10 protein-coding genes and 1 pseudogene are annotated in these 11,736 nt (G+C 65.0%); 4 read left to right on the top strand and 7 right to left on the bottom strand.

Features of this window, described 5'->3' with window-relative positions:
- Window positions 1–18 precede the first annotated feature (18 nt).
- From FFS60_RS27950 to FFS60_RS27940, 3 genes and pseudogenes are all read left to right on the top strand, one after another.
- Window positions 19–1,245 (top strand): annotated as a pseudogene (locus FFS60_RS27950) (alpha/beta hydrolase family protein); the annotation flags it as partial.
- A gap of 181 nt (window positions 1,246–1,426) precedes the next feature.
- A complete protein-coding gene (gene ercA, locus FFS60_RS27945) occupies window positions 1,427–2,590 on the top strand; it encodes an alcohol dehydrogenase-like regulatory protein ErcA (protein WP_137823828.1) in 1,164 nt (387 codons plus the stop codon).
- Window positions 2,574–4,268, top strand: coding sequence for a NahK/ErcS family hybrid sensor histidine kinase/response regulator (locus FFS60_RS27940; protein ID WP_137823827.1), 1,695 nt, complete (start codon window positions 2,574–2,576; stop codon window positions 4,266–4,268). The genes ercA and FFS60_RS27940 overlap by 17 nt, the downstream gene beginning before the upstream one ends.
- 66 nt (window positions 4,269–4,334) lie before the next feature.
- Here the strand turns inward: FFS60_RS27940 and pobA are convergent, their stop codons facing one another.
- Window positions 4,335–5,519: a 4-hydroxybenzoate 3-monooxygenase gene (gene pobA / locus FFS60_RS27935; RefSeq protein WP_137823826.1), complete on the bottom strand. Its 1,185-nt coding sequence runs from the start codon at window positions 5,517–5,519 to the stop codon at window positions 4,335–4,337.
- A 161-nt stretch (window positions 5,520–5,680) separates the two neighbouring features.
- Between pobA and FFS60_RS27930 the strand changes: the two genes are divergently transcribed.
- Window positions 5,681–6,550 (top strand): helix-turn-helix domain-containing protein, encoded by an 870-nt coding sequence (locus FFS60_RS27930; RefSeq protein WP_137823825.1) that lies wholly within the window; start codon window positions 5,681–5,683, stop codon window positions 6,548–6,550.
- 190 nt (window positions 6,551–6,740) lie between these two features.
- On the opposite strand, the gene FFS60_RS27925 is transcribed toward FFS60_RS27930, so the two are convergent.
- The 6 genes from FFS60_RS27925 to FFS60_RS27900 all read right to left on the bottom strand — a co-directional run.
- Window positions 6,741–7,253 carry a DoxX family protein gene (locus FFS60_RS27925; protein WP_137823824.1) on the bottom strand — a complete coding sequence of 171 codons (513 nt, stop codon included), beginning with the start codon at window positions 7,251–7,253 and terminating at the stop codon, window positions 6,741–6,743.
- Complete coding sequence (locus tag FFS60_RS27920) at window positions 7,250–8,026, bottom strand: DUF2063 domain-containing protein (protein WP_137823823.1); 777 nt, start codon at window positions 8,024–8,026, stop codon at window positions 7,250–7,252. The genes FFS60_RS27925 and FFS60_RS27920 overlap by 4 nt, the downstream gene beginning before the upstream one ends.
- Entirely contained in the window at window positions 8,023–8,892 is an 870-nt protein-coding gene (locus FFS60_RS27915; protein WP_137823822.1) for a DUF692 domain-containing protein, read from the bottom strand. The genes FFS60_RS27920 and FFS60_RS27915 overlap by 4 nt, the downstream gene beginning before the upstream one ends.
- 24 nt (window positions 8,893–8,916) lie before the next feature.
- Window positions 8,917–9,228 (bottom strand): DUF2282 domain-containing protein, encoded by a 312-nt coding sequence (locus FFS60_RS27910; RefSeq protein WP_137823821.1) that lies wholly within the window; start codon window positions 9,226–9,228, stop codon window positions 8,917–8,919.
- Window positions 9,229–9,413: 185 nt separating this feature from the next.
- Window positions 9,414–10,049 carry an SCO family protein gene (locus tag FFS60_RS27905; protein WP_137823820.1) on the bottom strand — a complete coding sequence of 212 codons (636 nt, stop codon included), beginning with the start codon at window positions 10,047–10,049 and terminating at the stop codon, window positions 9,414–9,416.
- The coding region (locus FFS60_RS27900) for a multicopper oxidase family protein (RefSeq protein ID WP_305955961.1) at window positions 10,046–11,736 on the bottom strand (1,691 nt) is incomplete at its 5' end. The genes FFS60_RS27905 and FFS60_RS27900, both read right to left, overlap by 4 nt.

The following is an 11,736-nucleotide window of genomic DNA, read 5'->3' as shown; positions in this document are numbered from 1 at the left end:
ATATGTGTCTAAGAGACAGTTGCCGGGGGGGAAGGTGGGGAAGCCCTGCAACAACCGCGCTTCGATGACGAAGGTCGCCTGCACTGCCTCAGCGACCGCAACGGCTGGTGGCAGCCCTGGCGGCTCGATGTGCAGGGGTGGCGGCCACTGCCAGCGGTGCTGGCCGATCACGCGTCCGCGCCCTGGCAACTGGGAGCTTGCAGCTATCTGCCGGAGACCGGCTTGAGAAGCTGGCTGGTCGATGGCCAGGGCTACCTGGCTGGCGGCAACGGCGTCCCGCTGGCAACCGGGTTCAGCCGCTTCCGCCAACTCGCAGCGGATGAACGGAATGACTACTGCATCGCCGCCGGAGTGCAGAGCGCCAGCGCCGTGCTGGCCATCGACCGGGGCAGCGGTGCCGTACAGGTGCTGGCCGGCGGTGAGTGCGGGCTGGCGGAAGAAGAAGTCTCCACACCTCGGCCACTGCGCTTTGCCGTCGGGGCAGGGGAGTGGGCTCACGCATTCTTCTACCCACCCCGCAACACCCGCCACCTCGGCCCCGAGGGTCAGCGCCCGCCGCTGCTGGTGTTCTGTCATGGCGGACCGACTTCGGCCTGCCAGCCCGTGTTCGACCCACGTATCCAGTTCTGGACCCAGCGTGGCTTCGCCGTCGCCGACCTCGACTATCGGGGCAGCAGCGGTTACGGCCGCGCGTATCGCCAACGCCTGGCCGGTGCCTGGGGCGAAGTGGATGTGGAGGATGCCAAGGCTCTGCTTGACCATCTGGCCGGGCAGGGCCTGGTGGATCGGCAGCGGGCCTTCATCCGGGGAGCCAGTGCCGGCGGCTTCACCACCTTGCTGGCCCTGGTCGGGGACACGCCCTTCCGTGGTGGCGCCAGCTACTACGGGGTGAGCGACCCGCTGGTACTGCGGGAGAAGACCCACAAGTTCGAAGCCGATTACCTGGACTGGCTGATCGGTGACCCTGAACGGGATGCCGAGCGTTACCGGCAGCGCACGCCAGTATTGAGGGCGGGCGAGATCGGTGCGCCGGTGATCTTCTTCCAGGGTGGCCGGGACGCGGTGGTGGTGCCGGAGCAGACCGCAGCCATGGTCACGGCGCTACACGCGGCCGGGCGGCAGGCGGAGTGCCATGTCTATCCCGAAGAGCAACACGGCTTTCGCCGGGCTGCGAACCTTGCCCACGCCCTGGAGGCGGAGCTGGGGTTCTATCGAGGCTTGTTGCGCCCGGCAGCGCTTCTGTAGGGACTTAGCTGTTGCGAGAGGCCAAGAGCCTACGGCAATGCAGCCCTAGCCAATGATTTCGTCCCCACAACGCAGGACAGGCGTTGGCTATAGGGAAAGCGCCCAAGGTCTGATTGAAATGACCGGTGAATGAAGTAGGCTGGGTCCTACTCACCTCATAACTACAAGAAAGAGCTGCTTGATGCGTCACGATATCAGTCTGCTTCGCAAGTTCGTTTCTCCCGAAATCATTTTCGGCGCCGGCTGCCGGCACAATGTTGGCAACTACGCCAGCACCTTCGGCGCCCGCAAGGTCCTGGTGGTATCCGACCCCGGGGTACAGGCCGCTGGCTGGGTCGCCGACGTGGAAGCCAGCCTGCAGGCCCAGGGCATCGACTACTGCCTGTATACCCAGGTATCGCCGAACCCACGTGTGGAAGAGGTGATGCAGGGGGCCGAGGTCTACCGCAGCCTGGGGTGCAACGTGATCGTCGCCGTGGGCGGCGGCAGCCCCATGGATTGCGCCAAGGGCATCGGCATCGTTGCCGCCCATGGCCGCAGCATTCTCGAATTCGAAGGGGTGGACACCCTGACGGTGCCCAGCCCGCCGCTGATCCTCATCCCGACGACCGCCGGCACCTCGGCCGACGTGTCGCAGTTCGTGATCATTTCCAACCAACAGGAACGGATGAAGTTTTCCATCGTCAGCAAGGCGGTGGTGCCGGATGTGTCGCTGATCGACCCCGAAACCACCCTGAGCATGGACCCCTTCCTGTCCGCCTGTACGGGTATCGATGCCCTGGTCCACGCCATCGAGGCATTCGTCTCCACGGGCCACGGTCCGCTCACCGACCCCCATGCGCTGGAGGCCATGCGCCTGATCAACGGCAATCTGGTAGCAATGATCGCCAACCCCCAGGACATTACGCTGCGCGAAAAGATCATGCTCGGCAGCATGCAGGCGGGGCTGGCCTTCTCCAACGCCATCCTCGGCGCCGTGCATGCCATGTCCCATAGCCTGGGCGGTTTCCTCGACCTGCCCCACGGCCTGTGCAACGCGGCGCTGGTAGAGCATGTGGTGGCCTTCAACTACAGCGCCGCGCCGGAGCGCTTCAAGGTCATTGCCGAGACGTTCGGCATCGACTGCCGCGGCATGACCCAGAATCAGGTGCGCCAGCGCCTGGTGGAGCACCTGGTGGCGCTGAAGCACGCGGTGGGTTTCCACGAAACCCTGCGCCTGCATGGCGTCGGCACCTCGGATATTCCTTTCCTCTCGCGCCACGCCATGCACGATCCCTGCATCCTCACCAACCCGCGCGAGTCCAGCCAGCGGGATGTCGAGGTGGTGTATGCCGAGGCCCTCTGACGAGCAACGCGATGCCCTGACCGGGCTGCTCGGGCTCGGCAGTCATTCCGCGCGCAAGAGCCACTACCCCGAACTGCTGGCTCGCCTGGAAGAGCTGGAGACCGAACGCAACCGCTACAAATGGCTGTTCGAGCACGCCGTGCACGGCATCTTCCAGGCCAGCCTTCAGCAGGGGCTGCGTGCCGCCAACCCGGCGCTGGCCTGGATGCTGGGTTATGACTCGCCCCAGGATTGCCTGTTCTGCCTGACCGACCTGGGCAGCCGCCTGTTCGCTGGCGGTGCCGAGGAACTGGCCGCTATCCGCCAGTCGCTGCAGCGTGAGGGCGGCCTGTTCGGCTACGAGACCCGCCTGCTGCGCAAGGATGGCAGTCATGTGGACGTGCTGATGAACCTGCTGCTCAAGCCGGATGAGGACGATCTGGTGGAAGGCTTCGTCGCCGATATCACCGAGCGCATTCTCGCCCAGAAGCGCCTGCAAACCCTCAACGACGAGCTGGAGCAGCGTGTGCTGGAGCGCACTCACGAACTCCAGGCCCTGAACGAACAACTGCGCGAGGCACGGGACGCGGCAGAGGCCGCCAACCTGAGCAAGGACAAGTACCTGGCCGCGGCCAGCCACGACCTGCTGCAACCGCTGAATGCCGCGCGGCTGCTGGTTTCGACCCTGCGAGAACGCCAGCTCCCGGTATCCGAGAAGCAACTGGTGGAGCGGACTCACCAGGCGCTTGAGGGGGCCGAAGACCTGCTGACCGACCTGCTGGATATTTCCAAGCTGGACCAGAGCGCGATCAAGCCGGACCTGGATGTCTATTCCCTCGACGAGGTCCTGGCCCCCTTGGCCTCCGAGTTCCTGAGCGTCGCCGAAGCGGCTGGCCTGGGGCTGCGGGTGCGCATCCCGCGCCTGTGCATCAATACCGACTTCCGCCTGCTGACGCGCATCCTGCGCAACTTCCTCAGCAACGCCTGCCGCTATACCGAACGAGGACGCATCCTGATGGGCGCGCGGCGCCGGGGTGATCGGCTGCGGCTGGAGGTATGGGACAGTGGCCGGGGCATTCCGGCGGACCAGCTGGAAGCGATCTTCCTCGAGTTCAACCAGTTGGACGTGGGCCGCGCAGCCGAGCGCAAGGGCGTCGGCCTGGGCCTGGCCATCGTCGACCGCATCGCCAGCATGCTGGAGTACCGGGTGGAGGTGCGCTCGCAGTTGGGGCACGGCTCGGTTTTCAGCATCGAAGTGCCCGTGGCGCAGGCGCATCCCGCTGTGCGCGCCACCGTAGAGACGCGTCCGCTGGCGGGCGACCCGCTGCCCGGCCAGCGCCTGCTGGTGGTGGACAACGAGCCTGGCATCCTCGAAAGCATGTCGGCGCTGCTGGGGCAGTGGGGTTGCGAGGTGCTGACGGCCACCGACCTGACCGGCGCCCTGGAGGTACTGCAGGACCAGGCGCCGGACCTGATCCTGGTGGATTACCACCTGGATCACGGCGTGGTCGGTTGCGATGTGATCCTGGCCCTGCGCCAGCGCTTCGCCCGGGACCTGCCGGCGGTGATCATCACCGCCGACCGCAGCGACCGGTGCAGGCGCACGTTGCAGGACCTGCGGGTGCCCCTGCTCAACAAACCGGTCAAGCCGGGCAAGCTGCGCGCGGTGATCAGCCAGTTGATTGGCAAGGCAGACTGACGGCTAAGCCTTGGTGCATCGCGGGCCCGGACGGGCAGTTCCTGATCGAGTTCCCAGCGCCTTCCGCTAGTTGATCGCCTCATAGGGCAGCCCGACATAGTTCTCCGCGATGGTCCGGCGGCCGGCCTCGGAGCCGACGTAGTAGTCCAGCTCGGTCTGCTGCATGCGACGGCCGAAGGCGTCGGTGTCGGGGAAGCGGTGCAGCAGCGAGGTCATCCACCAGGAGAAACGTTCGGCCTTCCAGATGCGCCGCAGGCAGATGGCCGAATACTGTTCCAGCAGGTCGGTACGGCCGTCGCCGTAAACCTTCACCAGGATGCGGAACAGGGTGTTCACGTCGCTGGCGGCCAGGTTCAGGCCCTTGGCGCCGGTCGGGGGGACGATATGGGCGGCGTCGCCCAACAGGAACAGGCGGCCGTACTGCATGGGTTCGACCACGAAGCTGCGCAGCGGGGCAATGCTCTTCTCGATGGAGGGGCCGGTGACGAGCTTCGCCGCGGTCTGTTCCGGCAGGCGGCTTTTCAGCTCTTCCCAGAAGCGCTCATCCGACCAGTCCTCCACCTTCTCGTCGGCCGATACCTGCACGTAGTAACGGGTGCGGGTGGGTGAACGCATGCTGCACAGAGCAAAGCCGCGTTCGTGGTTGGCGTAGATGAGTTCGTCGTTGACCGGAGGGGTGTCGGCCAGTACGCCCAGCCAGCCGAAGGGGTAAACCCGCTCGAACTCCTTGAGCACGCCAGCAGGGATGGATTTGCGCGACACGCCGTGGAAGCCGTCACAGCCGGCGATGTAGTCGCAGTCGATGCGGAAGGTTTCACCGTTCTGCTCGAAGGTGACGTAGGGCGCGTCGGATTTCAGGTCATGGGGCTGGACGTTGGTGGCGTTGTAGAAGCTGCGCGCACCACAGGCGTCGCGGGCTTCCATCAGGTCGCGGGTGACCTCGGTCTGGCCGTAGATCATCACCGTCTTGCCGCCGGTCAGGCCCTTGAGGTCGATGTGCTCGCGGCGGCCGTCGAAGGCCAGCTCGAAGCCGTCGTGCACCAGGCCTTCACGGTCCATGCGCTCGCTGACGCCGGCTTCGCGCAGCAGGTCGACCATGCCCTGTTCGAGCACCCCGGCGCGGATGCGGCCAAGGACGTAGTCCGGGCTCTGGCGTTCGATGATGACGTTGTCGATACCGGCCTTGTGCAGCAACTGGCCGAGGAGCAGGCCGGACGGGCCGGCGCCGATGATGGCGACCTGAGTCTTCATTGTTATTGTCCTCTCGAAGAGTTCCGGTGGCCGGCGCAAGGCAGTCGCGGCTCACCTGTGGTTAGGGTGCGCCTGTATTTTTTGTGGATCGCCATTGGCTTTGAAGGCAATATCCAACGCCTTTCATGGACTTTTCGTGGATTCATGCGGTTGGAGGTTCAATGACCAGACACGCCCACGCTCCGGTTCCGGTGTTCAAGCTCTATGGCGAAACCACCGCCTGGCCGACGCCGGACCTGATCCACTGGGAGTCCATCGAGTCGCGCAGCCGCCTGCATGAGTGGGAGATCAAGCCGCACCAGCACGGTGACCTGGTGCAGTTGCTCTATGTGCGATCCGGCCGCGCCGAACTGGAAGTGGAAGGGCAGGTGAACCGCATCGATTGCGCGTCGCTGCAGGTGGTGCCGACGCTGTGCGTGCATGGCTTCCGCTTTTCCGACGATGTCGACGGCCATGTACTGACCCTGGCGTTGCCGCTGGTGGAACAGGTGGCCGGATTGCTGAACAGCCAGGCGCTGCTGACGCCAGCCTGTTTCGCGGCCGGTGACAGCCAGCCTTATCTGGACACGTTGTTCGAAGCCATTAGCCGCGAGTACGCGCAGCAGGCGCCGGGCCGCGAGCTGATGCTGCAGTCGTTGATCAGCGTGCTGCTGGTGTGGATCGGCCGGCGCTCGCTGGAGCAGTCACAGTCCGAAGCCCAGCAGCAGGATCGGGGCAGGCTGCACCTGCAGGCATTCACCCATGAGTTGGAGCAGCACTTTCGCGAACACCTGTCCATCGAGCAGTACGCCCAGCGCCTGGGCATCAGCGCAGCGCACCTCAATGCCCTGTGCCGGCGCCTGGCCGGGCAATCGGCGCTGCAGATGATCAACCAGCGCCTGCTGCTGGAGGCCAAGCGTTGCCTGGTTTACACCGCGATGACCATCAATCAGGTGTCGGACAGCCTGGGCTTTTCCGAACCGGCGTACTTTTCCCGCTTCTTCAAGCGCGGCACGGGGCAGTCACCGAAGGCGTTCCGCATAGCCCGCTGAGTGTAGGGGCGAGTTCATTCGCTATGTCTGCGTTGGTTGTTGCGAGAGATTTAGCATTGGGCCAAAAGCCTTGTAGGAGCTGGCTTGCCAGCGAAACGGGGCCATTCGCTGGCAAGCCAGCTCCTACGGGCGATGCAGCTCCTTGCAACACGAAATGAATTCGCCCCTACAGGTTCAAGGACGTCCGATGTCAGCCTTGATACCGCCGCGCGATCAGGTGATCGATGGACAGCACCCCTGGTCCCTGGCTGACCAACAGCAGCAGGCACGCGGCCCAGACGCCGTGGGTGGGGTAGGCGTCGGGGTAGACGAAGGTCTGGATCACCAGGGTCATGCCGAGCAGGGCCAGCGCCGAGAAGCGCGTCGCCAGGCCGAGCAGGATCAGCAGCGGGAAGAAGTGCTCGGAAAACGCCGCTGCATGGGCCGCCAGTTCCGGCGACAGCAACGGCAGCTTGTACTCATCGGTGAACAGCGGAATGGCCGAGGCGGACAAATGCGGGATGCCCAGCTGGAAGGTGCCGTCCACCAGGTCGATGGCCAAGCCCTCCACCTTGGTCTGCCCGGACTTCCAGAAGATCGCGGCAATCGAGAAACGGGCGACGAAGGCCACCAGGCTGTACGGAACCCGCTTGCACAGCTCGATGGCCTGGAGCACCCATTTCACCGGTAGGTGGCTGTCGTGGATCTGGAGGGTGGCGTTCATTGCATCTGACTCCCGCAGTTGAGGGTGAACCGGGTGATGGCGCCGCCTGCCAGGAGGCGTGCCAGGGTGGAACCGAGATCGAAGTCGGCATCGACGGCCAGTGCTGCGCCCACAGCCGGCCCGAGTGGACTGCCAGCGCCAAGGGCCTGAATGAATGCGCTAGCGCCCGGGCCGATCAGGCTGACTTCAACCTCCAGTCCATTGCGCAAGACCAGTGCACATTCGGGCCGGTCGGGGTTCACCTCGGCCAGTTCGAGCAGCCCCTGGTGGGCGGCCCAGAGCGAAGCGATGGCGTAGTCGGAGCGAATCACCGCCACTGAGGGATGCAGCCAGAGCTGCATGCCGGGCAGTCGTTCCGGGTCCGCCAGGACGGCGGCGAGGCGGGCCCCGTCCAGGGGTGGCAGGTCAGCGGCGTGATAGGCGTGAACCTGCGCCAGTTCCAGCCGCGCCGTATCCGCCAGGTAAGGCAGGCTGGCGGCCGGGGGGAATGTCGCAATGAAGTCGGGGAACTCTGCCCCGTAGAACGCCAGAAGTGGAGACCGGGGTGGTACCGCTTGCACGTACAGGCGGGCCATGCCGGCGAAGAATGTTTCGCCCACCAGTTGCCTGACGACCGGGAACGTGTCGGCCAGGGCACCGATCAGCGACGCCAGCACATTGTTGCGGTACACCGCGAAACGCCGTGCCGGGTCGGCGCCGTTCCAGGCATGGAGCCCAGTCGGGCAGGGCAGCTCCGGGTCGAGCAGGGCGCAAGCGAAGGCATCGGCGTTCATGCTGCTTTCTCCTGGCGCAGCAGCTGTTGGGCATAACCTGCTTCGCGCACGAGGGTCTCCAGCGAGGGGATGTCGTTGTCTCGTTCGATCAGGGTGGGCACCGGGCCCAGGCGTTTCAGGGTTTCGCGATAGAGGTCCCAGACGGCGGCGTCTACCGCTGAACCGTGATGGTCGATCAGCAGGCGCGCACCGGCGGCGTCGATATCCTCGGCAAAACCCGCCAGGTGAATTTCACCTACCGCATGCAGGGGCAGGGCAGCCAGGTAGGCACGGACATCGCGGTTGTGGTTGACGCAGGACACATAGGCGTTGTTCAGGTCCAGCAGCAGGCCGCAGCCGGTGCGCTTCACCACTTCGGAGATGAACCCGGCCTCCTCCAGGTTGGAGCTGTCGAATTCCAGGTAGGTGGCCGGGTTCTCCAGCAGCATTTGTCGCTGCAGATGCTCCTGCACCTGGTCGATGTGCCGGCAGACGCGCTCCAGACTGGCCTGATCGTAAGCCAGTGGCAGCAGGTCGTTGAGAAAGACGTCGCTATGGGTGGACCAGGCCAGGTGCTCGGAAAAGGACGCCGGTTCATAGCGCTCGATCAGCACGGCCAAACGGTCCAGATGGACGGTGTCCAGCGGCTGGTCGGCCCCGATGGAAAGGCCGACGCCGTGGATCGAAAGCGGATAGTCCTGGCGGATGAGCCCGAGGTAATGGTGGAAGGGGCCACCCGCGACCATGTAGTTCTCGGCGTGGACTTCGAAGAAGCCCAGGGCGGGTCGGCTATCGAGCACATCCCGATGGTGCTGGGACTTGAGCCCGATACCGGCCCGCGCCGGCAGGCCACCGGCAGGAGCGTGGAACGGTGAGGAGTGGGTCATGGTGAGTGCTCCCGCCGGTGGTGGTCAGCCCTTCTTCTCTTCCTTGAATTCCTGCAGTTGACCGAAGCCGGTGGGCGAACTGGGAGACGCGGTTTTCTCGCAGGTGCCGGTCGGTACGTACTTCCAGGCGTTGCCCTGGTAATCCATCTTCGCGGTGCCTGCGCAGGAGGTGCCGGCGCCGGCGGCGCAGTCGTTCTTGCCTTTCATGGCGATGCCGAAGCACTTTTCGTTGTCGGCGGCCTGGGCAGCCACAGGGGCCATGGACAGGCCGATGGCGGTGCTCAGGGCAAGGGCGAGACCGGTTGCGGATACGACGCTGGCAGTCGAGGTTTTCATGCTTGTTCTCTCCGTTTCTGATGGGACGACTGGGGCTGGATGCCCTGGGTGGCGGGGCACGTCCGGTTGCCCGGGCGTTGGAATTACCGCCTTCGAAACAGGAGACAAGGGAGGTCGGACCGCGTTACATCACGGCACGAGATTTTTTCCGGCATAGCGCTCCGGGCTGCGCCGCGCCGCCGTCTTCAGACGGGGGCGGCTGCGCCCTGATAGGCCGTCGCCACCATCGCCGTGTCCACATGATTGATGGTGGCGATGATGCGTTCGGCGTCGCACAGGGCTGGCGCCATGGCCCAGCGGTGGGTGCGGTCGTTGCCGATGCGGAGCATGCCGGTGTGGCTGCCGAGGTCGTCGTCTACCTCGGGGACAGGGTCGTAGAAGCCCAGGCTGTAGCGCAGGCGACGGATATCCGCCGCCGTCCCGGTGAGGAACAGCCAGCCGGGACGTGCGCCCTGGCGTTCGGCGTAGGCCCTGAGCACGTCGACGGTGTCCAGGTCCGGTTGCAGGCTGATGGAGTAGAGGAATACTTCACGGCCAAGACGCTCGCCGAGCAGGAGTTGGAGCCGGCGCAAGTTGGCGATCATGGCCGGGCAGCTGCCTTCGCACTGGACGTACATCATGTTGATCGCCACCACCTTGCCGCGCACCAGGTCGTCGTAAAAGCGCAACTGGCGGCCGTCATGGGTGTGCACTGGGACATTGGGGAAGCGACTGTCGGTCTTGCGCGTCGAGGATTGCGACGTCGGGGCAAGGCTGTAACCCAGGGCGCCGCCGAGGGCGGCCAGGCCCAGTCCGCCGATTACCATGCGTCGAGTGTTCATGGTCGACCTCCCGGGTTCGATGACCCACTGGGAACCATGCCGTCCACGGGCGACGGCCCACCGGTGTCGGTCTCGATGTCGAAGCGCGCCATCATGGCGTGGTCTTCGTGGATCAGGTTGTGGCAATGAAGGGGGTACTTGCCGAGGAAGTCGCGGAAGCGCAGGAACACCCGAATGGTCATGTCCTCGCCTAACACGTAGACATCCTTGCGCCCCTGTTCATGGGGCGGCACCGGTACGGCGCGACCAAGCACCGTCTTGCTGATGATCCGGCCTTCTTCGAAGTGAACGTGGATGGGGTGGTCCCAGCCGTCCTCGGGATTGACCAGTTCCCAGACTTCGGCGCTGCCCTGGCGAACGCGTGCGTTGACCTGGTTGGGGTCGAAGAAGCGTTCGTTGATGGCCCACATGCCTTTGTCGCGGTCGAACACCCAGCGCCGTATCGGAGCCGCAGCGATTTCCTCCGCGCTCAACGGACGCAGTTCGCGGAGCCGGTCGGGCACCTGGCTGACATCGGCTTCAGGGGGCATGCGGTCGACGATGAGCTTGAGCACCCGCACGCCGGGTTTGCGTACGTCCTTGGGTTGCCGGGTGTCTTCGGGCCTGTGCGTGAGTCGGTTGACCAGATAGAGCTCGGTACCCAGCGGGTAGGCGGAAAAGTCGACCACTATGTCGCCGCGTTCGGCCACGCCCAACCGGACCCGGGTCTGATTCTGCAGGGGCGCCGGCAGCAGGTTGCCGTCATTGGCGATGTAGGTGAAACGCTGGTCGCGGTCGCGGCGATCCACCAGATAGAACTCGTAGAAGCGGCTCGGTCCACTGTTGAGCAGGCGCAGGCGGTACTTGCGCGCGGCGACCCGGAGCACCGGTTCGATGATGCCGTTGACGGCGATCTTGTCGCCAAGCACACCCTCCGGGTTGACCTGGTCCCAGAACAGGATGCCGTCGGGGGCGAAACGCTTGTCGCCGAAGTCCAGTGGATAGTCGTAGGGATGGCTGGGCAGGCGCAGTGCTGTGGGGTTGGGGTCGTGCTCGTTGCCGGAGTCGACGTCATCGAACAGCAGGTAGAAACCAAGCAGGCCCTTGTAGACGTTGGGTGCCGTGAAATCCATGGTGTGGTCGTGATAGAAGAGGGTGCCCAGGGCTTCCCGCGGGTCACCGATGCCGTTCTGGAACTCGTCGAAGCCGGCGTAGATATTGCCGTACAGCTGATCGAGGAATTCCCCGGGGGCAGCCAGTGTCGGCCCGGCCTTGGTGGCGCTGTAGAAGTCGCCGGGAAAACCATCGCTTTCCGATCCGCTATGGGCGTTGTGCAGGTGGGTGGCGATTTCCGGCGTGCCGAATCCCACGTGGTCGGCAGGCAGGCGATTGCGGATGCGTACGACTATTGGCTCGCCATAGCGCGCGAAAATTACCGGCCCAGGTGTCACCGCTTCCGCTTCGTTACCCTGGAAACCCCATACCGGCTGGCGCGGATAGGCGTCGTTGAACAGCCATTCCGGGTTCTCCCGGGCCACCAGTTCGTAGGTCACCCGGAAGCCCAGTTCGGCCCAGCGCTGGTGCGCCGCACGACCGGCCTCTCCGGCCGCGCCATTGGCCTGCTCAGTGGGCGCGGGGTCCAGGAGCACGGGTTGTAGCGGAGTGATCCGTTCCGGTAGTTCGAGGGTCCAGGGGATCGTGGGAGGGC

Origin of the sequence: Pseudomonas sp. D(2018), assembly GCF_005502555.1 — a bacterium.
In the GTDB taxonomy this organism is placed as follows: domain Bacteria; phylum Pseudomonadota; class Gammaproteobacteria; order Pseudomonadales; family Pseudomonadaceae; genus Metapseudomonas; species Metapseudomonas resinovorans.
This window is presented reverse-complemented; position numbering and strand designations above follow the sequence as displayed.

Coding starts and splice junctions, on each gene's coding strand:
- FFS60_RS27905 (WP_137823820.1), bottom strand. CDS start 10,049: ATGAACACTCGACGCATGGTAATCGGCGGACTGGGCCTGGCCGCCCTC.
- FFS60_RS27940 (WP_137823827.1), top strand. CDS start 2,574: ATGCCGAGGCCCTCTGACGAGCAACGCGATGCCCTGACCGGGCTGCTC.
- pobA (WP_137823826.1), bottom strand. CDS start 5,519: ATGAAGACTCAGGTCGCCATCATCGGCGCCGGCCCGTCCGGCCTGCTC.
- FFS60_RS27915 (WP_137823822.1), bottom strand. CDS start 8,892: ATGACCCACTCCTCACCGTTCCACGCTCCTGCCGGTGGCCTGCCGGCG.
- FFS60_RS27910 (WP_137823821.1), bottom strand. CDS start 9,228: ATGAAAACCTCGACTGCCAGCGTCGTATCCGCAACCGGTCTCGCCCTT.
- ercA (WP_137823828.1), top strand. CDS start 1,427: ATGCGTCACGATATCAGTCTGCTTCGCAAGTTCGTTTCTCCCGAAATC.
- FFS60_RS27925 (WP_137823824.1), bottom strand. CDS start 7,253: ATGAACGCCACCCTCCAGATCCACGACAGCCACCTACCGGTGAAATGG.
- FFS60_RS27930 (WP_137823825.1), top strand. CDS start 5,681: ATGACCAGACACGCCCACGCTCCGGTTCCGGTGTTCAAGCTCTATGGC.
- FFS60_RS27920 (WP_137823823.1), bottom strand. CDS start 8,026: ATGAACGCCGATGCCTTCGCTTGCGCCCTGCTCGACCCGGAGCTGCCC.